Origin of the sequence: Bacillus sp. FJAT-27916 (assembly GCF_001183965.1) — a bacterium.
GTDB lineage: Bacteria > Bacillota > Bacilli > Bacillales > Pradoshiaceae > Pradoshia.
The window spans coordinates 2,189,722-2,216,263 of record NZ_LFZV01000001.1; the positions used below are offsets into that span (position 1 = coordinate 2,189,722).

Here is a 26,542-nt window from a genome sequence, read left to right on the forward strand (position 1 = left end):
TCTTCCTATTCTATTTTCCTAGTGAAAAACCCTCGAACAGCCTTCCGCCATACGGTTCAAGTATACTGGCTGCTGCCCTTTCAATCGGTTTCGTGTCATCCGTTTTATAGAAATGATTAAAAGCTTCCATAAAACCATCCGCCAATTCTTTATCATACTGGGACAAAGAGCGAATCATCCATTTAGATGAGCCCGTCCATTGCCTATTTGTCCTAAGCACAAACTCGCTCAATCGTTCAGCCAGACTCCCAGCGATAAAGATGCGTTCCCCTCGATTTTGACTTCCTGTTAAATCATCCAATAGATCTGTGATAAAATACCGCTTGTATGTAATCGTATCCTGTGTCCACACCTCTGGGCCATTCATTAGCAATGCCTTTGCCTCATCCTGAATCTTCTTCAACGCTCCCATATCCTTCAACACCGTTCCCTCAGCTATCATTCGCGGCAAGGAAGCTCTTCCTTCCCGGCAATCACGCTCGAAAAAAAACTGATAAGAGGTCAAATTATGGACAAATACCTCAATTGGCCAGCTAAAATCGATGAACGACTCACGATAAGAGTCCTGGAGACGGTCATCAAAAACGATGATATCCAAATCCGAGGTCTCTGTCACTTCCCCGCGAGCAGCGCTGCCGGACAGGATTGCTCCGTGACAATCCGGGAAATATTTCTCGATAATCCTCATAGAAGCAGTTAATGGGGCCAGTCGTTTATTCATTTCTTTCTCCCTCCGCCTCAGCATCGTACTCCTCTCGCAAAACGGAATACAGCTTCAGATCATGATGTTTTCCCTTAGCGAACAATCCTTTTCGAATAATGCCTTCATAGCTCATCCCAGCTTTCTGCATCACCCGCTCAGAGCCTACATTTTCTGTAGAGCATCGAGCCTGGATACGCACTAAATCCATTTCCTCAAATCCAAACTCAATCACTTTTTTTGCTGCCTCTGTCGTGATGCCTTTTCCCCAGTAATCACGTGATAGGACATAGCCAATCTCCCCCACTCGGTTACGAATGTCCCATGAGACGAAATCGATTGTCCCAATCAGCTTGCCGTTCTCTTTCCATTCCATTCCCCATGGAGCGAGTTCCTTATTCTCATATTTCCCTAAGGAAAACTCCATAAATTCTCGGGTATCTTTCAATGATTGATGCGTGTTCCACGTCACGTATTTCGTGACCTTAGGGTCAGAGCCATACTCAAACACATCTTGCGCGTCGTCCTTCGTCAGCTTTCTCAATAACAGCCGTTCCGTTTCTAAAGCAGGAAATGAACCGAACACATCCTCCACCTTCACTGCCGTCACCTCACCCTCTTTTCTCTCATTATAAAATATTTTTGAAAAAACCGAAAAAAGCAGCACCCCAAAAATTCATGGAATGCTGCTTTTTGTTTATCCCGCATTTACGGACCGTAAGACTCCCACTAACCTACAGGATCATCGAGATGCTTTCGTGGGAGGTCAACTGTCCATAAAAGCCCAATTGGCTCAACTAACCATCCACGGGGGAAAAACACCCACGGATGGTCGTTTCACTTTATCTAAAGTTTCTGCCCCGATAGTGATGCCTTTGCAGCAGCCTGTCATCATAACAGGATTGGCAAATATTATAGGGGTACTCACCAGGCAGTGACTTGCCGCATGATCGGCATTTCTTCTGATATTTCTTCACATCTGTCCGGAGCTTTGAGTGAGCCCGTGTACTGATTTCTTCCCGGATCCGCTCCCAATAATAGGCCTCCGTTTTCCGGCCCAGCCGGTAAAGGAACAATAAATGAAGGCCGATGGATTTATAGGAAAGCTCCAATTCATCCAGTGTATCCTGCTTCATAATGGGCTCTGGCAGGTCTGAGTTATGAATGACGGCCTTCATGTTGGCCATCCATTGCCGCACCAGTGCTGGTTCATTGCTCGAAAATGGAAGATGCAGGAATCCGTATAAATCACTTGGCGAGAACCGTCGTTCAATATCAGTATTCCGGATATGCTCATACAGCTCCCGCTCCTGAGTCAGCGGCGCCTTCTTCGTCCCATGTGGATTTTTGAATTCTCCCCAAAGGTAGAAGAAATGCTCAAGGGAGGAATGATAGCGGGCAAACCGGTCAAACACCTGCTGGGTCGGGGCAATCGTGAAGGTATTGATCGATTTATCCTCATCCTCTAAAAGTCTTGTCATGATGTCAATTTGCGAGGTAAAGGCAACCAAACCGACGTTGTAGAGACCCTTCCTGCCGGCACGTCCGGCTAGCTGCTTTACTTCCTGGGAGGTGAGCATTCTTCTTCTCGTTCCGTCAAATTTCTCGTTTTCAAGGAAGACGACACGGCGGATTGGCAGGTTTAACCCCATTCCGATGGCATCCGTTGAAACGATGACCTTTGATTCCTTATCAATGAATCGCTTCATCTGCTTAGCCCTTGTCTCAGGGGGCATGCTTCCGTAGATGATGCTGACCTTATGACCGTCCCTTTCCAGTCGGGAGGCTGTCTGGAGCACCTTCGCGCGTGAGAAGACAATCAAGGCATCCCCTTGCTTCACATGAGACAGCTTAAACGGTTTTTCCTCTACCTTAAGAGGGACATTCCGGTGATATTCATGCAGCTCCACATCATTTCCCTCAAGCATGTTCAATAGCATCTTTTTCGCACTATGGCTTCCAATGATATGGACCTCCCTCGCATGAGCCTTTTGAATGGCCCGGTACCAGGAGAAACCACGGTCTTTATCGGCAATCATCTGCGCTTCATCTATGACCATCACGTCATAATAATCCTTCTCATGGAACATCTCGACTGTGCAGGAGAAGTGAGTCGCATCCTCCATATGCTTCTCTTCTTCCCCTGTCTTCAGCGCACAGGAAATGCCCTCGCTTCTTAACGCCTCATAGACCTCGAGCGCGAGAAGCCTCAATGGAGCCAAATAAATACCAGTAGGTGCGGCCTTCATCTGTTTCAATGCCTGATATGTCTTGCCGGTATTCGTTTCTCCGATATGAAGCACATACCGCGTATTTTGATAAATGGACGTCCGGTATTCCTTGCCGAAGATGTCCTCCAGCTGTCGGTTCTTTTCCTCCTCCAGCCTTCTTTGCTCCGCAAGCTCTTCGGCCCGTTTGCGCTCTCGGTTTTCCGCCTGCTCGTGATACAGCCGGTAATGGGTCTCATACTGAAAGGGAATCGCCGCCGCTTCCAGCAGCTCATTTACCTGCTCCTGTTCGAGTTCCTCCTGGAATTCCCATTCTAACTCCTCAATCCTACCGCCAATCAGCTGCCATATAAGATGGCGGCTGATTTTCTCACCGCTTAGCAGCTCGTACTGTTCCTTCAATTCATCTGGCAGACTGTTTTGAATAGCTGGAATGATTCTCTCATAGGTCAGCCTTCCAATGAATGCCTCCAGTTCAAAATCCTCAAGCACCCATTCACCGTCGCTTCGCTGAATATCCAGGTGAAAAAGATCAGCGAGCGTCTTTGCCCCATGAAGATTTGCCTTTGGAATCCCCTCCAGCTCAAACGCTAAATGCTTTGCCACATCCGCTCGCAGGAAGATGTATAATTTCATCCGTGCCTGCATTAAACTATCCAGCATACTATCCTTTAAGATGCGGGTCTCGAAGTATTCCTTCTGCTTCTTCACCTTCACATCCTCATATAATTCATCCCATAAATGCGGGGATTGTTTAAAATAATCAACGACCCAATTATACAGATCAAATGTACGGTAGCCATCAAGCTCCTGTTCAATCAGCTTATTGATGCCTTTTTTGGATAAGCCGTCTGCTGACAAACCACGGCTCTCCAAAAATCGGAGCTTCTCATACCGGTTCATGCGCTGGACGGTCTTGCTCTTCCAGGCCAATCGCCAAATTTGCTCAAAGCGGCCGCCAGTATAACGCATATACTCATCGAACGTAGGCTTTTCATCCGTTTGTTCGAAATAAAGATATAGATCATTCAGTACATCATTCTTTGCTTTTTCTACGGCAGCGATGTACCCTTTTTCCAAAATATCCACCATTCAGTACTCCCATCAACATATTACTTCTTTTATATAGGTATCATTATATACAGAAGTCTGAGGAAAAATCGAAATTTGTTTTTGTTTACATAATATTTTTACGGTTTAAATGAAGCTCAAAAGATACTTCGATTCCAAACCGTACTGCTTCATTTCGTTAACCCAAGAAATGCGACGATAGAATGGAAGGTAGTTGACAGATTATATAGCTAGCTATATAATTCTGAAAGATGCTTTTATAAGTGAGGTGCTATAATGAAGAATTCCCAAAAAGAGCCTATTGTTCTTACACATGTGAAAATGATTGAGCATCTTGTCAAACGAATTGGAGATGAACATCTGAAGCAGATTGGCTTAACGAAAAGTCAGGCAGATGTCATTATATTACTTGCGCATGAATCAGATAAAGTGTTCCGGCAGCGTGATATTGAGCGTGCCTTGAATTATTCGAACCCGACTGTAACAGGCTTATTAAACCGGCTGGAGCATAAAAATTTTATCGTCCGTCACATCGACCCAGACGATTCGAGAGCTCGCATTATTTCATTAACTGGCGCTGCACTAGATGTTCTTGATGCTATTTATCAAAGTATTCATCAAACAGAGCAAATGCTTTTAGAGGGATTTTCGGATGAAGAGATTCATCTATTAAAGCCTTTCATGAGTAGGATGGCAGCAAATGCATTACGTCATATGTGATGCATTTATTTTTCCACACTTATATAGCAAGCTATATGTTATACAAGGAGTTTAGTTATGAAGCAAAAGTATTTAAAGAATTCTGGTTTAATCGCATTGATTACCATACTATCGATGATACCGCCATTATCGACTGACTTATATATGCCGGCGTTGCCTGAAATGACGGCATACTTTAAGACATCCTCTACATTAATGAGTTCTACCATGACGATCTTTTTTATTTTCATGGCAATCGGCATTTTAATTCTAGGTCCAATGAGTGATAAATATGGCCGAAAACCGATCTTGATTGCAAGTATTTCTATTTCTTTGATATTTAGTGGCCTGTGTGCAATTTCTCCAACCATCACCTTCTTAATTATTGCGCGTGCAGCTTCAGCGGTAGGTGCAGGCGGTATGGTAGCGATTGCGACAGCCTTAATTAAAGATAGCTTTGAAGGAAAATCAATGTCACAAGTATTATCTGTTACACAAGCATTCGGACTGCTGGCTCCAATGTTAGCTCCTCTTTTAGGAGCACTCATTTTAAGTATCTTTGATTGGAAAATGACATTTATTGCCTTGGCCATCTTAACAGGTATTTCCCTCATTGGTGCTCTCCTTTTACAGGAAACGTTACCAAGGCATGAACGCACGCAAGGGAGCACCATTCAGTCTATTTTAGGATTGGGCCAAATTGCCAGAAACCGTCATTTTACAAGCGTGTTAATGGTTGGAGCATTAATTGCAGCACCGTATATGGCTTACCTGGCTATTGCCTCCTATATTTATATTGATGGTTTTGGTGTTTCGGAATCAACCTTCAGTATCTATTTCGCCATTAACTCTGCCGCTGCTATTTTGGGTCCAGTCATTTACATGAAATTCGGAGCGGGTTCTGTCAAGAAAGCAATCAATATCGGGATTATTGTCTCCATCATTTCAGCGGTATTCATTTTCACAGTAGGTCATGCAGGTCCGGTCATTTTCTTATTGTCATACGTCATTTATTCGATTGTATCGACCTATTTCCGACCAATGATTTCAGATTTATTATTATCAGCTACTGAGACAGATGTCGGGGCAGCATCCTCTGTGATGAATTTCGGATTTACTGTAGTCGGCAGTATCGGCATGACTGTTGGTTCATTAGCCTGGAGTAGTTATACAAGCGGATTAGCCATTACGATGTTGATCTTTATTTCTTTCACTACCCTTGCTTGGCTCTATCTTTTAAAAGCAAAATCGATAAAATTTGATTGGAAATAATGAGCCTATAATGACAAAGGAGGGGGCTGTTTCAAAAATCATTGAATGACTTTTGAAACAGCCCCCTTCCGCTCGTTTACATGAAAACAACCTATATTACATCAAACATTCCATTGCTGGAATTCTGTTTTTCTTTTCGACTTATCAACAAATTATTGATTTCCTCTCATCAGATCGCCTTCACTTCTATGATTACCTGCTATGTCTTCTTCGTTGCACAGGGCGATTTCCCTTACAACCTCCGGATTCACTAAGGAGGATAAATCTCCGGGCTCCTGCTGCAAATAGGCGGATTTAATAACCCGTCTCATGATTTTCTGATTTCTCGTCTTTGGAAGGTCTGATAAGAAATAGATTCCTTTAGGCTTTAATGCCTTCCCAAGACCATGCCCAATCATCTCAAGCAACTCGTCTTCCAGGAGCTTGCTAGCTTTGACATGTCCCTTTAAGACAGCAAAGCAAAGGCAGGCCTCCCCCTTGATCGAATCAGGTATTCCAATGGCTGCCGCTTCCACGACATCCTCATGCTTGACGAGAATCGATTCATATTCAGTCGGTCCAACCCGCTTGCCGGCAATATTGAGTGTATCATCTGAACGGCCCTTGATTTCCCAGGACTCCCCGTCTGTTTCAACCCAGTCGCCGTGAACCCAATAGCCGTCATAAGTACTCCAGTATGTCTTTATGTAGCGCTCCGGCTCATTCCAGAAACCATTGGTCATCCCGACCCACGGCTTTGTCAGACAAAGCTCGCCAACCTTATTTACTACCTGCTGGCCGTTCTCATCCAGAACAACTACCTCCATTCCTGGCAATGGGGTATTAAAGGCAGCCGGTGTGATGGGCTTTACGAGCACATTGCCGAGAATGCCGCCGGAGATTTCCGTGCCGCCAGAATAGTTGATAATGGGTATCTGGCTTTTGCCTGCCTGCTGGAAGAGCCAGAGCCAGGAGGCGGAATTCCACGGCTCACCTGTTGAAGCGAACACCTTTAACGAGCTTAAATTATGCCCATCAAGCCAGCCCTCTCCCTTTGCCATCAGTGAGCGGATAAGGGTTGGCGAGATTCCCAGCTGGGTGACACGCCACTTGTGGACAAGCTTCCAGAGACGATCGGATTCTGGATAATCAGGTACTCCATCATACATGACCATTGCCGCCCCATTCATCAGACTTGCGAATAGCTGGAAAGGTCCCATCATCCAGCCCATATCGGTTACCCAAAGGAGGCGATCCCCTTCCACTAAGTCCATCGCCACACGGGCATCAATGGCCGCCTTAATTGGAAACCCTGCATGTGTGTGAACCGTTCCCTTCGGCTTGCCCGTCGTCCCTGAGGTATAGATCAGCATGAATGGGTCATCGCTTTTCATCCGGACGGAATCCTCAAAGGAGCCAGCCTCCTCCAGCCTTGACCAGTCCATGAATGGAGCTTCTAAATCGCTGCCGCCGACAACGACGATTGTTTCCACACCGCCAAGTTCTGGGAGGGCATTGCGTACGGTTTGCAGCATATCCACTTGCTTGCCTCGGCGCAAAAAGGAGTCAGCGGTGATGATCATCTTCGCACCAGCAGCAATAACCCGGGTTTTTAACGCTTCTTCTGCATAGCCTGAGAAGATTGGTGAGATAATCGCGCCAATTTTGGCAGCGGCGAGAATGGAAACGGTCGCCTCCGGAATCATGGGCATAAAGAGAGTAATGCGGTCACCCTTTTGGATGCCGGCCTTTTGCAAGCCGGAAGCGACCTGGCTTACCCAAGCATGAAGCTCGGCATAGGTGTATTCCCTCACTTCCCCTTGTTCACCCTCCCAAAGTATGGCCATCCGGTCCGTTTCCGCCCATTTTGCCAATGCCGTATCAACGAGATTGCATTCCCCTCCGACATACCAATGCGGGTGGGCAATCCCGTTATCAAGGTTCAAGACCTCTTCATACGGCTTCTTCCAGACAAATCCAAGCTCTTTTTCCACTGCCGACCAAAACCATTCCGGCTCCTGGATAGACTTCTGATAGAACGAATCATAATCAGGGAGATTCAATTCCTTCATCCATTGCACGAGCCGAAGTGATTTCATCGAATCCTCATCAGGCACCCATTTAGACATTTGCATGTCATGTCCCTCCCGTTACACCGGATAAACCGGGTGCTTTCTTGTCGTGAACACTTGCTGCTTGCTTTCGTATAGACGGAATCTTGTTGAAAGCTCCTGACGAAGGTTTTGCGGCTCGATAATCCCGTCAATGATCATCTCTGAGGCAAGGTGATAGAGATTAATATCCTCTTTATATTCCTCCCGCTTTTGCATGACAAAGGCCTGGCGCTCTTCCTCTGGCAAGGCAGCAATCTTATTGGCATAGACAGCGTTCACGGCTGCTTCCGGTCCCATAACCGCAATCGAGGCATTCGGGAGGGCAAGACAGCAATCCGGCTCAAAGGCAGGGCCGGCCATCGCATAAAGGCCCGCACCATATGCTTTACGAACAATGACAGAGATCTTCGGCACAGTTGCCTCGCTCATCGCGGCAATCATCTTTGCACCATGGCGGATGATCCCTGCCTGCTCGACCTTTGTGCCAATCATGAAGCCTGGGATATCCGCAAGGAATAGAAGCGGAATATGATAGGCATCGCATAAATGAATGAACTTCGCCGCCTTATCCGCTGAATCATGGAAAAGAACGCCGCCTTTGACACGCGGCTGATTGGCAATAATGCCGACCGGCTTCCCTTGCAGGCGGGCAAGTCCCGTGATGAGCTCAGGTGCGAACAGCTTCTTGATTTCGCAGAAGGAGCCCTCATCAATGACGCCTTTGATTAACTCATACATATCAAAGGGTGCATTTTGATTGTTCGGCAGAAGCTCCTCAAGCGGCTTTGCCAATTGCGCAGCGGCCCTTGGCTCGAATGCCTTCGGTTTTTCCGTGAAATTTGCTGGAAAATAAGACAAATATCGACGGGCAAACTCAATGGCCTCCTCTTCACTCTTCGCCAGCACATCCCCGCAGCCCGAAACCGAGCAATGCATCCTCGCACCGCCCATTTGTTCAAGGGTTACCTTCTCCCCGATTACCATCTCTGACATACGCGGTGATCCGAGGTACATGGAGGCATTGCCCTCTACCATCACGACGATGTCACAAAAGGCCGGGATATAGGCTCCACCGGCAGCGGAAGGGCCAAACAATAAACAGATTTGCGGCACCTTGCCGGACATTTTCACCTGATTATAGAAAATGCGTCCAGCTCCGCGCCTGCCAGGGAACATCTCAACCTGGTCTGTTATACGGGCTCCTGCTGAATCGACAAGATACAGCATCGGAATCTGCAGCTTATCCGCGGTCTCCTGAATGCGGATGATTTTCTCGACCGTTCTTGAGCCCCATGAGCCTGCCTTAATGGTCGAATCATTCGCCATGACGGCAACCGCCTGCCCGTTAATAGATCCGAGTCCTGTTACCACACCATCAGCCGGCAGATCCTCTGCCTCGCAATTGGCGAATAGGGCATCCTCTGACTCGAGTCCGTTATCAAGCAGCTGGTTCAGACGATCTCGAACAAACAGCTTCCCTGCTTCCTTGTTTTTTTGATGGTATTTCTCCTGCCCGCCTTCTTTTATGCGGGAAATTCGCTCGTTTAATTCTGCTTGAATAGTATCCATGATTCAAACCCTTCCTTTCGAAAGCTAGATTCCTTTATAGACAGGCTTTCTCTTCTCCGCAAATGCCCGTAACCCCTCCAGACGGTCCTCTGTCGGGATGGTCATTTGATAGCATTGGTTCTCAACCTCAAGCCCTGAGGCGATATCGGTATCAAGACTGCTGTTAATCGCTTTTTTGGCTGCTCTAACCGCAATTGGTCCGTTTGCGGCAATCTGGCCGGCCCATTCCATCCCCGTTTGCATTAATTCCTCCTGTGGCACAACTGCATTCACGAGTCCGATCTCAAGCGCTTCACTCGCTGTGATGCGCTTTCCGGTATAAATCATTTCCTTTGCCTTTGCGATGCCGACAATACGCGGAAGCCGCTGTGTTCCGCCAGCCCCTGGAATAATGCCAAGCGTAGTCTCCGTTAAGCCCATCTTTGCCTCTGCCGCTGTAAGGCGGATGTCACAGGCAAGGGCCAATTCAAGCCCTCCGCCAAAGGCAGAGCCGTTTAAGCAGGCGATGGTCGGCTGAGGAACCTCCTCCAGCAGATTGATTGTGGTACTGATGAGAGCAACGGCTTGCTTGACCTCGCTTTCCGGAAGGCCCTTTCTCTCTTTAAGATCTGCCCCCGCACAGAACACCCGCTCACCGCTTCCCGTCAAGAGAACGCAGCGAATCTCTTCCTTATTCTTTATCGCCTGTAAGGCTTCCTGAAGCTCCTTAAGCAGGGTCATCGACAATGCATTGGCATGCTCAGGCCTGTTGAGCCTAATCACATGGATCCCAGTGTCCTCGCTCCATTGTTCAATCATGGTTACCTATCCCTCCCGTTTCTAGTTCTTCTTTCCTCAGTCCATTCGGGCGAGTACGTCTCCTTCATTCACGAAATCCCCTTCGTTCACGAGCACCTCGCTGATCTGTCCATCCATTTCAGCGGCAATGGGAATCTCCATCTTCATGGATTCTAAAATGACGATGTCATCCCCGCTTGTAACGGAATCCCCTTGCTTCACTTGAACCTTCCAAACACTTCCTGCCATGCTGGCTTTAATCTCTTGTGCCATGTTTCTTCCTCCTATCCATTTCGTTGTTTTTTCATATGTGTATCAATAAAGCTTGTGTTCATGTCCCCATTCTTGAATGCCTCATGGTCAATGATGTCTTGGAGGATGGGGATATTGGTTTTGATACCTTCTATTTTGTAATCGCAAAGCGCTTGTGCGAGCGAGTCAATCGCCTCTTGCCGGTCCGCACCAGAGACGATGAGCTTTGCCAGCATCGGATCATAAAAGGGGCTGACCAAGGTATGCCCGTCAATGCCGATTTCATGGCGAATCTGTGGTCCCTCCGGAAGCTCCAGTCTCGTGATTTGCCCTGGGGATGGATAAAAGGTCACCGGGTCCTCCGCATATATCCGAACCTCGATTGAATGACCTGTAATGGTGACATCCTCCTGCGTAACAGAAAGTCTCTCCCCATTTGCAATACGGATTTGTTCCACGACGATATCGATCCCCGTGACCTCCTCTGTCACTGGATGCTCCACTTGAAGGCGGGTGTTCATCTCGAGGAAATAAAAGTTCTTCTCGGCATCGACCAGAAATTCTAATGTGCCGGCATTTTCATAGCCCAATTTCTTGACTGCACGAATGGCCGCTTCCCCCATCCTGCGGCGCAGATGCTCATCCACAAACGGAGATGGAGCTTCCTCTACGACCTTCTGGTTGCGGCGCTGGATGGAGCATTCTCTCTCTCCTAGATACACCGCATTCCCGTATGAGTCAGCAAGTACTTGGATCTCGATATGGCGGGCATTCTCGACTAATTTCTCGACGAACATTTCTCCATTGCCAAAGAAGGATTCCGCCCGCTTTTGGTTGCCGGCGAAGGCTTTTTCCAGTTCAGCAGCATGATTCACTCGCTGCATGCCGATTCCGCCGCCTCCAGCCGATGCCTTCAGCATGACCGGATAACCGATTTTCTGAGCGGCGCTCAGTGCAGCCTCCACATTCATCGCCGCATCTGATAACCCGGGAACGACCGGCACCCCGGCCTCCTCCATGATTTTGCGCGCCTTCGTCTTGATTCCCATCGCTTCAATCACGGAGGGAGAGGGGCCGATGAAGATGATTCCTTCCTCCTTGCATATACGGGCAAACTGCTCGCTCTCACTCAGGAACCCATAGCCGGGATGGATGGCTTCCACGCCTTCCTCCTTCGCGATTTCGATAATCTTGGCTGTGTTCAAATAGCTCTCGTTGACCCTTGGACCGCCGAGCAGGCGGGCATGGTCAGCCTCCTTCACAAAAGGAGCCTCCTTATCCGCCTCCGAATAAACGGCCACTGTTTCTATATCGAGCTTCTTACAGGCACGAATGATGCGGGAGGCGATTTCGCCCCGGTTAGCAATTAATAGTTTTTTGAACATAATGTCGTAAGCGCCTCCTATGCTTTCAGTATTTCAGCTGATTTTTCACGAAGCTTGTATTTTTGGATTTTGCCTGAGGCCGTCATTGGGTACTCATCGATGAATTCGATATAGCGCGGAATCTTGAAGCGGGAGATCTTCCCTTCACAGTAGGCACGAACATCCTCTGCGGTCAGATTATGCCCCTCCCTTGGAATGATCCACGCCATTAATTCCTCCCCGTATTTCTCATCTGGCACCCCAATTACCTGAACATCCATAATTTGCGGATGCTGATAAAGGAATTCCTCAATCTCACGCGGATAAATATTCTCCCCGCCCCGGATAATCATGTCCTTCAGCCGCCCCGTAATCGAGCAATAGCCATTCTCATCCATCACGGCGAGATCGCCGGTGTGAAGCCAGCCGTCAGGTGAAATCGCCGCCTTAGTCGCATGCGGGTCATTATAATACCCCTTCATCACATGGTAGCCCCTTGTGATCAGCTCCCCATGCTCCAGTTTAGGGACCTCCTTCTCCGTTCCCGGCTCCACAATCTTCACCTCGATATTCGGCATTGGGCGGCCAATCGAGGTGACGCGCAAATCAAGCGGGTCATCCGTTCGTGTCTGGGTAATACCAGGAGATGATTCCGTCTGGCCAAACACAATCGTGAGCTCGCTTGCTCCCATCCGTTCCACGACACCCTTCATGACCTCTATCGGGCAAGTGGAACCTGCCATAATGCCAGTCCGCAGGGAGGAAAGATTATAGCTTTCAAAGTCTTCAAGATTCATCTCGGCGATAAACATGGTCGGCACGCCATGGAGGGCGGTGCATTTCTCATCCTGGACTGTCTGCAATACCTTGCGAGGATTGAATTCAAGGAGCGGAACCATTGCCGCCCCGGCTGAAACAGCTGTCAAGGTACCAAGCACACAGCCGAAGCAATGGAAGAACGGTACGGGTATACACATCCGGTCTCTTTGCGTGAGCTTCATTCCTTCTGCAATGTTGATGGCATTATTGACGATGTTATAATGAGTAAGCATGACCCCTTTCGGGAATCCCGTCGTCCCTGAGGTGTACTGCATATTGATGACATCGTCCCGGTGAAGGGATTTCTTTCGCTTCTGGAGCTTTCCGTGACTAATCTTACCGGCCATCTGCATGACCTCAGACCAGGTGTATGTACCTGGATATGACTTATCTCCCAGAACAATCACACGCCTCAGATGCGGGAATTTTTCCGAATGCAGCTCTCCAGGCTGACTGTCCTTCAGCTCAGGAATAATCTCATACAGCGTCTCGATATAGGAATGATCCCGAAAGCTCTCCTGCAGGATAAAGGTGCCGGACTCTGACTGGCGCAGCAGGTACTCAAGCTCACTTGCCCGGTAGCTCGTATTCACCGTCACAAGCACGGCTCCCATCTTTCCCGTTGCAAATTGCGTTGTCAGCCATTCCGGCTGATTCGTCGTCCAAACAGCGAGATGGTCTCCTTTTTCAATTCCGAGCGCCATAAATGCCTTTGCCGCCTCATTTGTCTGCTCGTCAAACTCCTTATAGGTCAGCCGGAGACCAAGCTCTGGATAAACGACCGCATCCCGATCGCCGAATTTCACCGCGACCTCTTCCAATAAACCGCCGACTGTCAGTTCTACCAAATCTGCCATCACATCAATCCTCCTAATCTTTTATCCATAAAGACTAGCAACCTAGCTGGCGGGAAATGACAAGGCGCTGGATCTCGGATGTCCCCTCACCAATCTCCATTAACTTGATATCTCTTAAATAACGTTCCACCTCATATTCACGCATATAACCATTGCCGCCATGAATTTGGATGGCCTGGTTACATGTACGGAAGCCCATTTCAGAGGCAAACAGCTTCGCATAAGCGGACTCCTTCGTGAACGGCTTGCCCTTATCCTTCAGCCATGCGGCCTTCAAGACCATATTCCGTGCCAGCTCAATCTCCATTGCCATATCAGCCAGCTTGAACTGAATGGCCTGGAACTTCGAGATTGATTGGCCGAATTGAATCCTTTCCTTACTGTAGGCAAGCGCCCGGTCAAAGGCAGCCTGGGCAATCCCAACGGATAAAGCCGCAATCGAGATTCTGCCCCCGTCTAATGTGTAAAGAAACTGCTTGAATCCGCCATCTGGGTCACCAAGCACATTTTCCTTTGGTACCCGGACATTCTCGAGGATGATTTCGCATGTATTCGATGCCCGTACGCCCATTTTTTCGTAATCACTGCGAATGGTGACACCTTCCGCATCAGCTGGAACGATGAAGGCTGAGATGACCTTCTTGCCGTTTTTCTCCTTGCCGGCGACAGCCGCTGTCACCGTGATGAAATCTGCAAATCCGGCATTGGTAATCCAGCACTTCTCCCCGTTAATGACGTATTCGTCTCCCTCGAGTTTCGCCGTCGTGCGTGTGCCCCCGGCATCTGAGCCGGCATTCGGCTCCGTTAAGCCAAAGGAGGCAAGTCCCTTTCCGCTGGCTAATGGAGTCAAATACTTCTTCTTCTGCTCCTCCGTCCCGAAATAATAGATGGGACTCGCACCTAAAGAAACCGCCGCCGCATAGCTGAGACCGCTTCCGCCGCAGGCACGGCCAATCTCCTCAACAGCAAGCGCATAGGAAATCGTATCCCCGCCTGATCCGCCATATTCCTCTGGAAATGGAATACCGAGCAGGCCAAGCTCACCCATCTTCATGAAGATTTCCTCTGGGAAGCGGGACTCGCGGTCAAGCTCAATCGCAAGCGGCTTCAATTCTGCCTGAGCAAATTCTCTTGCTAAATCCTTTACCATCCGTTGTTCTGCCGATAATTCAAAATCCATATCCTAAACCTCCATCATTTAAGACCGACTGGTTGGTCTGCCTTTTACATTTGTAAGCGCTTTACTTTTGTCCAAAAAATAAAAGGAATACGTCTCTTTCGCTTTTTCCGTCAACAAGGCATGCATAATGAAATCCGTGAAGATATCCGCTATCTCATCAATGGAGCGCTCCCCATTGCGCTGATACCATTTGGAGGTCCAATTCACAATCCCTAAAATGGCCATACCACTAATATCAAAGGGAATCTCCCGTCTGAATTCACCGGTCGCCTGGCCGCTGGCAATCACTTCATTGATCAGCAGGCGGTACTCATCCCGCTTCACCTTAATGAGCTGGTCGAGCTCCGGCTTTAAATATTTGCTCTCTTGATAAAAAACGGATATGTGGGGCTGATACATATCAAAGACTTTCGCAAATGAATGAATGATCTGCGCTAGCTTCTCTGCTGGGGTCTGACAAGTAAGGTTTGCTTCCTTCGCCTTAGCCAAAACATAGGAGATAAATGTGTCATGAATGGAAAACAGAAGATCGTCCTTAGAACGATAATGATGATAAAAACCGCCCTTTGAGGTCCCGCTCGCCTCCACAATGTCCTTCACTGTGACACTATGAAAGCCATGCTTCTCAAACAGCATGAGAGATGTGGCAAGAATCCGGTCCTTAAGCTGCGAGTTCACCACCTCCATTTGGCAAATGTTTACAAGGTGATTCTATCGCAGCCTTCCGTTATCTGTCAATTACAGATAAAGAGAATAAATTCGACAAAGAAAGAGAGCTGACTTGAATTACTATTCTTCAAAACTTTTCATCAGAATAAAATACCTGCAATTGCATGCTCCTTCCAATATTACACAGAATATGTATTCAAAATTTCTCATGAGTGTATAATTTTATCAGAATAATGAGTTTATAGTATAATAGAATTGTAAATTAAAACATTGGAGGGATTAAAATGAAACTCTTAGAAAACAAGGTAGCCATTATTACCGGAAGCGGCTCTGGAATTGGAAAAGAAATCGCCACCACCTATGCACAAGAAGGAGCTAAAGTGGTCATTGCCGATTTTAACGAGGAAGTCATGAATGCAACTGTGAAAGAACTGATAGATGCGGGCTATACGGCTATGGGCGTCAAAGTCAATGTATCTAATGAAGAGGATGTACAGCGCATGGTGGAGGAATCCATCGCGAAATTCGGCCGCATCGATATCTTAGTGAACAATGCAGGTGTCGGCGATAATATGCAGGCCGCCGCTAATGTAGAGGATGATATCTGGAATCGCGTAATGGACATCAATGTAACCGGTGTCATGCGTTGCATACGCCGCATTCTCCCTCATTTTGAAGAAAACGGCGGAGGCACTATCGTCAATATGGCCTCTCTTTCCGGTGTCATGGGCGGACGCGGCGGCTTAACCTATACGGCTGCTAAGCATGCTGTTGTCGGGATGACGAAAAACGTTGCCTCACATTACGGTCCGCTCAATATCCGTGCCAATGCAATCGCCCCTGGTCATGTCGAAACAGGCTTCAGTGCAAAAATGACGAATATTGACCCATTCGGCATGAAGCAGGCCACCCGCGGCGTGAACATGATCACCAAGGCTGGCCAAGTTTCCGATATCGCGAACATCGCCCTCTTCCTTGCGTCCGATCAATCACAGTTGATCAATGGCGTGGTGATTACGGCTGATGGCGGCTGGAGTGCTTATTAAGGTCGTTCATTATTCTTAAAAATCTAGAATGACAGTGCCCTTGGATTTGTAAATGGCTTGAAAACGAACAAGACAGGAAAACCAGATGATTGTCGGTTCCCCTGTCTTGTTTAATCTTACTAGTTCACTTTCTACCCTTAGGGGAAAGTCTATAAATCCCTAAATCACGGCTATTCTTTTCTTGACTTAGGCTTTAATGAGGCATTTTTCATGATTGGATAGGTTAAAAGAAACGCTCCTATTCCGCATAAGCCCAATACGGTAATAAGATTCATTTTTATAGCTTCTAAATCCAGTCCCATCATCCACTCTATACTGTTTTGCAAATACCCGCCATAATACAGAAGCATTGTAACAAACGATAACAGCATAAGAATAATCAAACTTTTACTTATTCCCAATCTATAATGAATGCTGTATAGAAAAAAAGGTATCCCAATCAGAAACAAGCCCAACATGAGATCGATCCAAAGATACGTGAAGAAATGATATTCATTTACTAAGAATAATCCCGGGTGCATGATCGTTGAATGGATATCCCATTGTAGAAAGACTGCTTTTAATATACGTTGCAATAGATTTAGTAATAAGATACTTAAACCAACACCCAATATACTGACTCCATAGAATACTTTGAGAAATTGTGTCCTCGTGCTTCCCAACCCAATGACTATGGGGAACAAAGACTTAAAACCAGCGATACCAAAGAAGGCAATAAAGAAATAAGTTGGCCCTGATATGACGACAACTACATCATTTCCTATTTCAAATAGATAGCCAATAAGGAGCCAGATTAATGTTAGGGGAAGCGTAATATAAAGAAACAAAAGCCTTCCAAAGAACCAAAGGGAATCTTCAGATACTAACCGTACCGTTCCGTATAAAGAATTCACCCTATACTGCCTCCTCTGTTTTATTGAGTAAATAATCTTGAAGCTTGGCTTTTTCAATCGAGAGTCCGTGTGTGGATGCAAATTCCTTCCATTCATCATTATATGGTACATCAATCATCACTTTTACACTTGAACCTAATTTGTGTATTTCTAATGGTTTTTGTCCATCTAATAACTTCTCAATCTTGGTTTTTTCGCCTGCCAACCATACCCCGTACTCTCTTATGTCATCAATCGATTCATGTAACAAGACCTTTTTATCATGTATGACAACCAGTGATTCGCATAAAGACTGGATTTCCTCGATATGGTGAGTAGATAAAAGGATTAATCGTGGATGAATCTCATGACTTTCCCGTAAAGACTGATTCATTTTCTTACGCATGCTTGCATCTAAACCATTACTTGGTTCATCTAGGATGGTAATGTCCGCATGACTGGAAATTCCAATGATAAATTGCAGCGCGGACTTCATTCCCTTCGACAGCTTAGATATTTTCTTCCTTTCATTCAATTGAAAGGTCTTTAACAACCTTTGAGCTAAGTCCTGATCCCAATTAGCATAATAATAACCCGCAATCCTCAATGCATCCTTCACACTCCAGATAGCGCTAAACGGATGATCCTCTTGCATATAACAGATATGCTGGACAGCTTTCGTATGGTTATAAGGTGCCATCCCCATAATTTCAACCTTTCCTTTGTCTGGCTCTTCATGTCCTGCAAGAAGTTTCATCAGTGTCGTTTTTCCAGCTCCATTACGACCCCAAATGGCGATAATGCCTCGTTCCTCTTCACTGAAAGAAATATCCTTAAGTGCTAATGCGTTCTCGTAACCAAAGGTAACATTCTCCACGCGAATCATTTCTGATCCTCCTCTTTTATTAATTCGATTACCTTATCAACACTCATCCCCAAGCGCTTTCCTTCTTCAAGCAGCGGCCATATATATTCCTTCTTGTACTGTTTTTTTCGCTCATTAACTAATTTTTCTTTTGCTCCTTCCATAACAAACATTCCAATTCCACGTTTTTTGTATATGATTCCTTCATCAACCAACGTTTGCAGGCCTTTCCTCACTGTAGCCCTATTGATGTTATAAAAGCTGGAAAGTTCATTTTCAGATGGGACCCTTTCCCCTTCCACTAATGTTTCTTCAACTATGTCATCTCTTATGATTTGTGCAATTTGCTGAAAGATGGGCAGCGACTCATCTAATACTGGCTTCAATAGGAATACTCCTCTCTTAACCCTGTTCGGTCCAAGTTGATTATTTGTATAGTTGTATACCTCTGTAACCAACTATACAATATAGCTCTTTAATTGTAAATACTTTCCATTCAAAATTTTCCTTTTGGGCTCACCTAAATATACTGTTCCAACAACATAAAAACACTGATCTCCCTGCAATTCATCACACAGAACCAGTGTTTCTTTTTTATCATTATTAGACGGGAAAACTCCGACTTCCATTTTGTGCAGGACGTAAGCCTAAAATAAGCAGAGGATGATGGCCCCTAGTATAGCGAGTCAACAAAAGCTTTCACAACAGGAAGATGGATAAGCTTAAAACCCATTTCACCATCTTGTACCAAAGTCATTAATTCCAGCTGCTTATGAACATTCTTCTTGAATAAAAAGCATCTACCCATCCTCGACGAATAGATAGATGCCCTAGCAAAAATATTTATGATGACCTATTACGAAACTAGCTCTCTTTGTTTCTGTATTTCTTGTAATTCGGAGACAGAGACGATTTTATACCCTTGAGCTGTCAGCTTTTCCATAATCTCAACGGCTGCTTCTGCACTTGTTTGATAGATATCATGCATCAGTATTATTTTACCATCACCGGCTTGATTCATAACAGATTGTACGATATGGTCTTTATTTCGATATTTCCAATCCTCGGGGTCGACGTCCCATAAAATGACATCCGTATTCTTCCCTAAATGGCTGGTCACTCTTTGATCATAAGCGCCATATGGCGGTCTGAACAGCGTCGCCTCCTTCCCTGTCATTTCTTTAATAAGCGAATTCGTTTGATTAATTTGTTTTATCATCTCTTCCTCACTCAGCTTGGTCATTAGCCTGTGATCCCACGTGTGACTGCCAACATCATTTCCTTGTTCCACCATATCACGGAGCAGCTCCGGATTTTTTTCAGCCATACTTCCTAGTACAAAAAAGGTCGCATGTGCATCATATTTTCTTAAAGCTTCGAGAATACTATCTGTTGTACCTTTTTTCGGACCATCATCAAACGTGAGTGCAATCACCTTTTGGTCTGGTGCTATCTGAATGTCTTTTTTCGGCAGCTCCGTAATCATATTTGGTGGGTCGATATCCTCTATCCTATCTTTGTTTAATTCAGCTGATACATATTTATGCTCGAGCATGTCCTTAAGTAATTCTTTGCTGATAATCAATTGTGTATCGGCCATCTGGTCACCAACTGTGAGATAAAAAATAATGGCCTTATTCAATAGGGTAAATTCTTGAAAATGATCTTGTGTCGGAGCCACAGCTTCTGCCAATTCTTTATTGGAAAGAAGGATATCCTCCTTATTCTTAAGCTCGTGATACGCAATGTCAGATAATAGGCTCAAATAATCACTTTCATTTTTAAACAGGTCATCTAATCGAATGATTTTGCCATTGGCAAGATCGATCGTAACCATATGATTGAATGATTTGTCTTTATTTTTTTCCGTGAAAATAATGGATACGGTTTGCTGACTATAGTGAACAATCTCGTATGTGACGATTAACTGTTCTTTATTCGTACATGGTGTGATTGTCTCTTTTAAATAGGTTTCTATCGCTTGATCAACTTCTTCTAGATGAAAGAATGGATAGTCTATGGTAATGCCCTTTTCCTTTTCAGTGGTATGAATGATTTCGACAAGCGGATATTTCTCATCCATTCGAATAGGAGAAGTATTTGCTTTAGAAGCATTTGTCCTGACGACAGCGCCAATCAGCACGACTAAAGATGACAGCAAAATAAAGATGCGTTTTTTGTGAAGCTTTCTTCTGTTCATAGGATGTTTCTCTCCCCGGTTGATTAATGATCTAATTCTATTTGATAGACGGAGCAGAAAAAGAAAAAGTTTTAGCAGAAAAATATTTTTTACATACAAACTTTTTGGCTTATCAGTGCGTCTAGTATTAGGAAGATAAATGAAACGTTTCAATCATTCCATTGAATCTCCCAAAGAGTAAAAGGGAAGGAGCTCTACTATGAGATGAAGAATAAGGATATCCGCCATTCACTTATAACCCTTATTACAGAGCAAAAAGAAAGCTACTACCGGCTAGCCTACAGCTATGTGAAAAATGAACAGGATGCTTTAGACGTCGTGCAGGAATCCATCCAAAAAGCACTCCTATCACTTGATAAAATACAAGATATCAATTCCATGAAAAGCTGGTTTTATAAGATTATCGTCCATACATCATTGGACCTTTTACGTAAGCGAAAGAAAACCATATTAACCGATAACCAACAATTATCAGCCTTACAAAATGGAAAAGCTGATCATTATACGGATTTGGACTTACGCAAGGCGCTTGATGAACTTCCCCATAAATATAAAATCATCATTATTCTGAGATATTTTGAGGATTTTAAAATGGAGGAGATTGCAGAGGTTCTGGATGTCAATGTCAATACGATAAAAACAAGATTATATAAAGCCCATAAAATGCTGCGCCTGAAAATGGAATAGGAATACAAGGAGGAATCAATCAAGTGGATAAACGATTAGAACAATTGAAGGCAGAGTACCATTCCATCCCGATACCGGATGAATTAGATAAAGTGGTTCACAAAGCCCTCCGCACTCGTCCTAAGAGGAAGAATCTATTTTGGAAGGCCGCCGCTTTAACAGCTGCAGCTGCCCTGCTTTTAACCATCACCCTTAACATCAGCCCTGCATTGGCCAATACGTTATCGGATGTACCGGTAATCGGAAAAATAGTAAGAATCCTCACCTTTCAAGAAATAAAGGAAACGAAAAATAACTCAAGTATTGAAATTAAGACCCCTGCGATAGAGGGATTAGATAATACCGAACTTCAAAACAGTCTCAATTCCAAATATATTGCAGAGGGTAAGGAGCTATACAAGCAATTTGAGGAGTCCATGGCAGCTTTAAAAGCTGGACAAAACGGCAATACAGCTATTAACAGCGATTATGAGGTACTGACAGATAACAAACGCATTCTATCCATCCGACGTTATACGGAACAAACCCAAGCCTCAAGCTATGTTGAAAATAAGTATGATACGATTGATAAACAAAATGAAATCTTACTCTCACTAAAGAGCTTATTTAAAGATGACCGTTATATAGAGGTCATTAGCGAAGAAATCAAAACACAAATGAAACAGCAAATGAAGGCAGATTCAAATAAAAGCTATTGGATAGAGCATGGAGAACCTGGTGAATTCAAACAAATCAAGGAGAATCAGCCATTCTACATTAATGCAGATCATAAATTGGTGATTGTTTTTAATAAGTACGAAGCGGCTCCAGGTTATATGGGAACAGTAGAGTTTGTCATCCCAACCGATGTCATATCGAATATTCTGGTGAGCAATCTGTATATTAACTAATTTTTCAAATACACAAAGAGCAGTGCTTTTTCGTGCTGCTCTCAGACTGTAGACAAAATCCATTAAGGGTTGGTCTACAGTTTTTTTATACTCTTGTACCCCATATGGACGTGAAAGCTATTTTCGGCAGAACGGACTCGCTTTCCGTGGGGGAAGCGCTGAGCCAGCTCGCCTTCGGCAAGAGCTGTCATCAGCCTGCCTCCTTCTCCCACAGGAGTCTCGCCCATTCTGCCGAAAATAGGAGGCTGCACTTCATAAAAATAGCACACACAAAACCGGTATTTCCTCATTTTGATATAACAGGGTTAACGATTCTTATCAAAGGTGATGATGATATGTTAACCAAATATACCCCTAAAAACCGTGAACAATTAGAAATGATTACATTAGATCAACTCGTACCCGAGAACCATTTTGTTCGGAAAGTTGAAGCCGCCATTGATTTCTCCTTCATTTACTCATTAGTCGAGGATGCTTATTCGGCTGAACCGAGTTTATCTATGATGAATATTACGACTGTTACCTTTGTCCAGGAGGACAAGAGTTGCCTTATCGTAGGACCACAAAAGAAGGCTATCGTCAGTATGTTTCCAATCCCCTTCATTGTAAGGAATGTCCACTTCTATCTGTCTGCTCGCATTGTAAAAACCATCAGAAGTTGATTCAACGGCATGTTTGGGAAGAACATGTGGAGGAAGCCGACCATCTTCGTCATACAGACGAAAATAAAGCGCTATATGCCAGGCGCAAAGAGACAATCGAGCGAGTCTTTGCCGATGCAAAAGAAAAGCATGGTATGCGATGGACAATCCTAAGGGGATTAAAAAAATTGTCCATGCAGGCGATGTTTACTATTGCTGCCATGAACCTGAAGAAGATGGTCAATTGGTTGTGGAGAATACCAAAAATGGCCTAAAAAGATACCGGGAGAGGTCTATCTAGGGAGGAAATATCAAAAAATCAAACAAGGGACTGAGAATAAAAGCATTCTCAGTCCCTTTTGTCTACAGTCTGAGAGCAGCGTTTTTTCTCGCTGCTCTTTTTCATGACCGAACCCGCATGATATCGTCCCTTTTCTCCGCCAATAGCCAACTCTTTACCCGTTTATACCTTGACTCTTGGTCCCTGCTTGAACAAGCGCTTTTGTCTTTAGCATCGCAATCGACAGTCCCATCATGAACACACCCGTGATCATAAGAATCCATTTTATGTCGATGACATCTGCCAGAGGACCGAATAAAAGCATCCCCATCGGCATCATCGAGGAAGAAATCATGCTGAATAGACCAAACACACGCCCAATATAGGAAGCATCAATATTTTCTTGAAGCATGGTCATTGTTGGCGTGTTAAAGATGGGCATGGAAATCCCGCATATGCCCATGATGACAAGATAGAGGACAAAGTTAGGCACAATCCCAAATAGCATTGTACACAAACCAAAGACTAACCCTCCAAGAACCATCGTATGTACCCGGTTTTGAAACCCTTGCCACGCTGAAATGAGAACACCGCCCAGCATCATTCCAATGGAAAAGGTTAGTTCAATCGCTGTCAATCTCCAAACATCCCCGCCAAACGCGCGGGTTACCTGCAGCGGCGTTAAAAAGGAGGCCGGTGCCATTAAGAAAAATAGAATGGAGAAGAAAATAAAAAACCATTTGAGATAAGGCTGTGACCTTGCATATCGCAAGCCTGCTTTGAATTCTGTAAAATAACCCTCATTCTTGACTTCTTTTCTCACATGCTCCAGCTTTAAAAACAGTAAAATGCCTATGGCAACCACAGCTGTTACAACATCGACAAACAAGATCATCTCTAAAGTCGTTATGGATAACAACCCAGCACTGAGTAACGGAGATGCAAAGAAAATGATTGATTGCAAGGTTCCGTTGACGCCATTTACCCTCATCAGCTTTTCTTCTGGGACGATTTGCGGCAATACCGCTCCAACCGCCGGCGTTTGGATTCCTGCACCGATGGCTCGAATCGTCACAACCACAAACAAAAGCCACATATATTGGATCCCGCTCAAGAATAAAATGGCCAGGATTAATGTCGCTGCCGCAATCAAGCCATCTGCAGAAATGATTAATTTCTTCCGATTGTACCGGTCCGCCCATACCCCTGCAAAAGGCGCTAAAAAGAAGGTCGGCAAAAACCCGCAAATAATATAAAACATCATCATCAATCCTGATTCCGTTGTCAACGTCAAATGCCACATAATTGCATATTGCACGATCGATGACCCAAACATGGACACACTTTGACTCGAAAGAAATAAAGCCGCTTGCCTTTTCCATACCTGCATTGTTTCACCATTCCTATGTTTTTTTATCAAGCATAACCCATCAGCCCTTTCATTTATAGGAGATTATACAGAATCTAGTATTCTTTCGGCTGTATGGGCATTACCTATATGATAAGGTCATAGCCAATGTTTTATGACTTTTTTTATCTAGAGATTATTAATGATCATTTATTTATACGTAAGGCAATCCGCAGAGTGGTATTTATCCAGTTAATGAAACCTCTGATTCATGACGAACGTATAAATAGGATAATTCAGATTGTATAAGCGGGAGAAAAAAGGAGGCGGCTTGTATGGAAGCAGTTATTCTTCTGATTATTATTCCATTACCATTCTTCATTTTGGCTATCGTCCTCTCAAAGGGAAAAGGAGCATCATTACTTGCAGGTTACAATACAATGCCTGACAGTGAAAAGGCGAAATACGATGAAGCTGCCATGTGCAAGTTTATGGGGAAAATGATGTATGGGATTAGCTTTAGTCTATTATTATTTGGTTTGAGTGAGTTATTAGACACCCAAGCTTTATTTATCCTTGGTCTCATTTTATTTATTGGTCTTATTATTTTTGCATTGGTGTACGCCAATACAGGGAACCGATTCAAAAAGAATGGTTAATGACTCCATAATAAAGACAGCCTGCTCATGGAGCATTGGCTGTATGCTGGAAACTTGGATTAGATTTTCTTTTCCATAATAACACTCGTCTCTATATACCCTAATTTCTCATATAAATGTCTGGCTTGCAGGTTATGACCAAAAACGTGGAGACCTACACTCTTTAAGCCTAGATTCTTAGCCACATATTCCATTTCCATCATCGCTTGTTTGCCATACCCACGGCCTTGATGATCTTCCCAGATATGTATGTCATAGATAAATCCTTTATCACCTGACCTTTGAGCAAGCCAAATCATCCCCACCTCTTGCTCTTCATCACGAATCATGAATAAGTGATGATTACCTGTCTTTTCCCCTTCTGGCAATAGCTTCTCATATTCCCAAGCGGCCCTGCTAAGTGCATCTGACTCATCCCAATTACCAGCTTTAACATGCTCGGCAGCATAGTTTTTGATCGCAAACTCGAGATATCTTTGAAACTCATCTGACTTCATTTTTTCTAATCTGATCAAGGTATTACCCCCTTACCCCTTGTTTTTCATCCTGATAAATCCTTGCTTGTATTTATAAAATACCATAACTTTAGCCAGGCAGAATGAATGAAGGAGGAATTGCCTTACATATAGCCGAATATAAGAGTATTGTAGATATTTGTTATATAGGGGGAATTCTGTGAGTCACATACAAAAGATAGAAGCGATATTTATAGACAGAGATGGAACCATTGGTGGTGACCACACGATACATTATCCAGGTGAATTCAAATTATTTCCTCTCTCCAAAAAACTCATTCACCAGTTAAAGAGTGATGGAATCAACGTATTTTCATTTACGAATCAACCTGGAATTTCTGAAGGGAAAGCGACTATTCATGATTTCACAGAAGAATTAACCAGATTTGGCTTTGATGATGTTTTCATCTGTCCACATAGTCCCACGGAAGGATGCCGTTGCCGAAAGCCAGGCATAGGAATGCTGCTACATGCCGCAGAAAAACATAATCTAACATTAGAAAACTGCATGGTGATTGGTGATCGATGGAGTGATATGCTGGCCGCCTCATCGGCAAACTGCAAGAAAATACTTGTGAAAACTGGAGCAGGTCTTACTTCATTAAATGAGCATGGTGAAAAACGAAAAGATGTAGAACTAGATTATGTTGCTGAGAATTTAGCCGATGCAATCGATTGGTTGTATGGTCAGTTTAAAATTGAATAACAAGTGCAGTCACTTCCTTTCAGGAGGTGGCTGTTTTCCTAACTGAAGAAATTAGAGCAATAATATGAATCCAGTTAGATTCTAATGAATAATTTGAGAGATGATGATTTAACAAGATAAACATTTTGTCAGGCCTATCTAGTAGAATATGTTCCAGAAGGAAAATTAATAAATATTATTTATCTTGATTACTGTTGAACAATTATATTGTGCACTTCATGACTAAATATCTACTAATTTATGCAGGATTAATAAAAGATTAGTAGAAATGTATTAATAAATA

General features: G+C 44.5%; 24 protein-coding genes and 1 pseudogene. 8 read left to right on the plus strand and 17 right to left on the minus strand.

From position 1 onward, the window contains the following. Positions 1–10: 10 nt before the first annotated feature. The 3 genes from AC622_RS10545 to AC622_RS10555 all read right to left on the minus strand — a co-directional run bounded on the left by AC622_RS10545 (position 11) and on the right by AC622_RS10555 (position 4,020). Positions 11–721, minus strand: a complete 711-nt coding sequence (locus AC622_RS10545; protein ID WP_049671040.1) for a nucleotidyltransferase domain-containing protein — start codon at positions 719–721, stop codon at positions 11–13. After that, the gene (locus tag AC622_RS10550) at positions 714–1,301 is read right to left on the minus strand and encodes a GNAT family N-acetyltransferase (protein ID WP_049672900.1); all 588 of its coding nucleotides are present in this window, start codon (positions 1,299–1,301) and stop codon (positions 714–716) included. Before AC622_RS10550 ends, AC622_RS10545 begins: the two co-directional genes overlap by 8 nt. A gap of 241 nt (positions 1,302–1,542) precedes the next feature. Next, entirely contained in the window at positions 1,543–4,020 is a 2,478-nt protein-coding gene (locus tag AC622_RS10555) for a DEAD/DEAH box helicase (protein WP_049671041.1), read from the minus strand. A 255-nt stretch (positions 4,021–4,275) separates the two neighbouring features. Between AC622_RS10555 and AC622_RS10560 the strand changes: the two genes are divergently transcribed. After that, on the plus strand, positions 4,276–4,719 hold the full coding sequence (locus AC622_RS10560; protein ID WP_049671042.1) for a MarR family winged helix-turn-helix transcriptional regulator: 444 nt from the start codon (positions 4,276–4,278) through the stop codon (positions 4,717–4,719). A 57-nt stretch (positions 4,720–4,776) separates the two neighbouring features. Beyond that, the gene (locus tag AC622_RS10565; RefSeq protein ID WP_049671043.1) at positions 4,777–5,970 is read left to right on the plus strand and encodes an MFS transporter; all 1,194 of its coding nucleotides are present in this window, start codon (positions 4,777–4,779) and stop codon (positions 5,968–5,970) included. A 152-nt stretch (positions 5,971–6,122) separates the two neighbouring features. Here the strand turns inward: AC622_RS10565 and AC622_RS10570 are convergent, their stop codons facing one another. Genes AC622_RS10570 through AC622_RS10605 form a run of 8 tightly spaced genes read right to left on the minus strand, consistent with a single transcriptional unit; the run spans position 6,123 to position 15,562 of the window. Then, positions 6,123–8,084: an AMP-binding protein gene (locus tag AC622_RS10570; RefSeq protein ID WP_049671044.1), complete on the minus strand. Its 1,962-nt coding sequence runs from the start codon at positions 8,082–8,084 to the stop codon at positions 6,123–6,125. Positions 8,085–8,099: 15 nt separating this feature from the next. Next, complete coding sequence (locus AC622_RS10575; protein WP_049671045.1) at positions 8,100–9,632, minus strand: acyl-CoA carboxylase subunit beta; 1,533 nt, start codon at positions 9,630–9,632, stop codon at positions 8,100–8,102. A gap of 24 nt (positions 9,633–9,656) precedes the next feature. After that, positions 9,657–10,430: an enoyl-CoA hydratase gene (locus AC622_RS10580; protein ID WP_049671046.1), complete on the minus strand. Its 774-nt coding sequence runs from the start codon at positions 10,428–10,430 to the stop codon at positions 9,657–9,659. A gap of 36 nt (positions 10,431–10,466) precedes the next feature. Further along, positions 10,467–10,682: an acetyl-CoA carboxylase biotin carboxyl carrier protein subunit gene (locus AC622_RS10585; protein ID WP_049671047.1), complete on the minus strand. Its 216-nt coding sequence runs from the start codon at positions 10,680–10,682 to the stop codon at positions 10,467–10,469. Between the two features lie 11 nt (positions 10,683–10,693). Next, positions 10,694–12,046: an acetyl-CoA carboxylase biotin carboxylase subunit gene (locus AC622_RS10590; RefSeq protein WP_049671048.1), complete on the minus strand. Its 1,353-nt coding sequence runs from the start codon at positions 12,044–12,046 to the stop codon at positions 10,694–10,696. A gap of 17 nt (positions 12,047–12,063) precedes the next feature. Further along, entirely contained in the window at positions 12,064–13,701 is a 1,638-nt protein-coding gene (locus AC622_RS10595) for an AMP-binding protein (RefSeq protein WP_049671049.1), read from the minus strand. Between the two features lie 34 nt (positions 13,702–13,735). Further along, on the minus strand, positions 13,736–14,881 hold the full coding sequence (locus tag AC622_RS10600; RefSeq protein WP_049671050.1) for an acyl-CoA dehydrogenase family protein: 1,146 nt from the start codon (positions 14,879–14,881) through the stop codon (positions 13,736–13,738). Between the two features lie 18 nt (positions 14,882–14,899). Beyond that, positions 14,900–15,562 (minus strand): TetR/AcrR family transcriptional regulator, encoded by a 663-nt coding sequence (locus AC622_RS10605; protein ID WP_082197265.1) that lies wholly within the window; start codon positions 15,560–15,562, stop codon positions 14,900–14,902. 272 nt (positions 15,563–15,834) lie between these two features. Here AC622_RS10605 and AC622_RS10610 point away from each other — a divergent pair, with 272 nt between their 5' ends. Next, positions 15,835–16,596, plus strand: coding sequence for a glucose 1-dehydrogenase (locus AC622_RS10610; RefSeq protein ID WP_049671052.1), 762 nt, complete (start codon positions 15,835–15,837; stop codon positions 16,594–16,596). A 170-nt stretch (positions 16,597–16,766) separates the two neighbouring features. Here the strand turns inward: AC622_RS10610 and AC622_RS10615 are convergent, their stop codons facing one another. The 4 genes from AC622_RS10615 to AC622_RS10630 all read right to left on the minus strand — a co-directional run bounded on the left by AC622_RS10615 (position 16,767) and on the right by AC622_RS10630 (position 20,533). Then, the gene (locus AC622_RS10615) at positions 16,767–17,489 is read right to left on the minus strand and encodes a hypothetical protein (RefSeq protein WP_049671053.1); all 723 of its coding nucleotides are present in this window, start codon (positions 17,487–17,489) and stop codon (positions 16,767–16,769) included. A 1-nt stretch (position 17,490) separates the two neighbouring features. Next, complete coding sequence (locus AC622_RS10620; RefSeq protein ID WP_049671054.1) at positions 17,491–18,354, minus strand: ABC transporter ATP-binding protein; 864 nt, start codon at positions 18,352–18,354, stop codon at positions 17,491–17,493. Next, positions 18,351–18,719 carry a GntR family transcriptional regulator gene (locus AC622_RS10625; protein ID WP_049671055.1) on the minus strand — a complete coding sequence of 123 codons (369 nt, stop codon included), beginning with the start codon at positions 18,717–18,719 and terminating at the stop codon, positions 18,351–18,353. The genes AC622_RS10620 and AC622_RS10625 overlap by 4 nt, the downstream gene beginning before the upstream one ends. 470 nt (positions 18,720–19,189) lie before the next feature. After that, positions 19,190–20,533: a polysaccharide deacetylase family protein gene (locus AC622_RS10630; protein WP_049671056.1), complete on the minus strand. Its 1,344-nt coding sequence runs from the start codon at positions 20,531–20,533 to the stop codon at positions 19,190–19,192. Between the two features lie 204 nt (positions 20,534–20,737). On the opposite strand from AC622_RS10630, the gene AC622_RS10635 reads away from it, so the two are divergent. The 3 genes and pseudogenes from AC622_RS10635 to AC622_RS10650 form a co-directional block, all read left to right on the plus strand. Then, positions 20,738–21,220 carry an RNA polymerase sigma factor gene (locus tag AC622_RS10635; protein WP_049671057.1) on the plus strand — a complete coding sequence of 161 codons (483 nt, stop codon included), beginning with the start codon at positions 20,738–20,740 and terminating at the stop codon, positions 21,218–21,220. 23 nt (positions 21,221–21,243) lie between these two features. Further along, positions 21,244–22,110, plus strand: a complete 867-nt coding sequence (locus AC622_RS10640; protein WP_049671058.1) for a DUF3298 and DUF4163 domain-containing protein — start codon at positions 21,244–21,246, stop codon at positions 22,108–22,110. 490 nt (positions 22,111–22,600) lie between these two features. Continuing rightward, positions 22,601–23,026: pseudogene (locus tag AC622_RS10650) on the plus strand (transposase); the annotation flags it as partial. A 180-nt stretch (positions 23,027–23,206) separates the two neighbouring features. Here AC622_RS10650 and AC622_RS10655 read toward each other — a convergent pair. Then, positions 23,207–24,421, minus strand: coding sequence for an MFS transporter (locus AC622_RS10655; protein WP_049671059.1), 1,215 nt, complete (start codon positions 24,419–24,421; stop codon positions 23,207–23,209). 293 nt (positions 24,422–24,714) lie between these two features. Between AC622_RS10655 and AC622_RS10660 the strand changes: the two genes are divergently transcribed. Beyond that, on the plus strand, positions 24,715–25,038 hold the full coding sequence (locus AC622_RS10660; protein ID WP_049671060.1) for a DUF3784 domain-containing protein: 324 nt from the start codon (positions 24,715–24,717) through the stop codon (positions 25,036–25,038). Between the two features lie 59 nt (positions 25,039–25,097). Here the strand turns inward: AC622_RS10660 and AC622_RS10665 are convergent, their stop codons facing one another. Further along, positions 25,098–25,553 (minus strand): GNAT family N-acetyltransferase, encoded by a 456-nt coding sequence (locus AC622_RS10665; protein WP_049671061.1) that lies wholly within the window; start codon positions 25,551–25,553, stop codon positions 25,098–25,100. A gap of 169 nt (positions 25,554–25,722) precedes the next feature. On the opposite strand from AC622_RS10665, the gene AC622_RS10670 reads away from it, so the two are divergent. Further along, positions 25,723–26,259, plus strand: coding sequence for an HAD-IIIA family hydrolase (locus AC622_RS10670; protein ID WP_049672903.1), 537 nt, complete (start codon positions 25,723–25,725; stop codon positions 26,257–26,259). Positions 26,260–26,542: the final 283 nt, after the last annotated feature.

Excerpts from the sequence above, each read along its gene's own strand:
- AC622_RS10545 (WP_049671040.1), bottom strand. The coding sequence starts at position 721 with ATGAATAAACGACTGGCCCCATTAACTGCTTCTATGAGGATTATCGAG.
- AC622_RS10555 (WP_049671041.1), bottom strand. The coding sequence starts at position 4,020 with ATGGTGGATATTTTGGAAAAAGGGTACATCGCTGCCGTAGAAAAAGCA.
- AC622_RS10560 (WP_049671042.1), top strand. The coding sequence starts at position 4,276 with ATGAAGAATTCCCAAAAAGAGCCTATTGTTCTTACACATGTGAAAATG.
- AC622_RS10565 (WP_049671043.1), top strand. The coding sequence starts at position 4,777 with ATGAAGCAAAAGTATTTAAAGAATTCTGGTTTAATCGCATTGATTACC.
- AC622_RS10570 (WP_049671044.1), bottom strand. The coding sequence starts at position 8,084 with ATGCAAATGTCTAAATGGGTGCCTGATGAGGATTCGATGAAATCACTT.
- AC622_RS10575 (WP_049671045.1), bottom strand. The coding sequence starts at position 9,632 with ATGGATACTATTCAAGCAGAATTAAACGAGCGAATTTCCCGCATAAAA.
- AC622_RS10580 (WP_049671046.1), bottom strand. The coding sequence starts at position 10,430 with ATGATTGAACAATGGAGCGAGGACACTGGGATCCATGTGATTAGGCTC.
- AC622_RS10585 (WP_049671047.1), bottom strand. The coding sequence starts at position 10,682 with ATGGCACAAGAGATTAAAGCCAGCATGGCAGGAAGTGTTTGGAAGGTT.
- AC622_RS10590 (WP_049671048.1), bottom strand. The coding sequence starts at position 12,046 with ATGTTCAAAAAACTATTAATTGCTAACCGGGGCGAAATCGCCTCCCGC.
- AC622_RS10595 (WP_049671049.1), bottom strand. The coding sequence starts at position 13,701 with ATGGCAGATTTGGTAGAACTGACAGTCGGCGGTTTATTGGAAGAGGTC.
- AC622_RS10600 (WP_049671050.1), bottom strand. The coding sequence starts at position 14,881 with ATGGATTTTGAATTATCGGCAGAACAACGGATGGTAAAGGATTTAGCA.
- AC622_RS10610 (WP_049671052.1), top strand. The coding sequence starts at position 15,835 with ATGAAACTCTTAGAAAACAAGGTAGCCATTATTACCGGAAGCGGCTCT.
- AC622_RS10620 (WP_049671054.1), bottom strand. The coding sequence starts at position 18,354 with ATGATTCGCGTGGAGAATGTTACCTTTGGTTACGAGAACGCATTAGCA.
- AC622_RS10630 (WP_049671056.1), bottom strand. The coding sequence starts at position 20,533 with ATGAACAGAAGAAAGCTTCACAAAAAACGCATCTTTATTTTGCTGTCA.
- AC622_RS10635 (WP_049671057.1), top strand. The coding sequence starts at position 20,738 with ATGAAGAATAAGGATATCCGCCATTCACTTATAACCCTTATTACAGAG.
- AC622_RS10655 (WP_049671059.1), bottom strand. The coding sequence starts at position 24,421 with ATGCAGGTATGGAAAAGGCAAGCGGCTTTATTTCTTTCGAGTCAAAGT.
- AC622_RS10660 (WP_049671060.1), top strand. The coding sequence starts at position 24,715 with ATGGAAGCAGTTATTCTTCTGATTATTATTCCATTACCATTCTTCATT.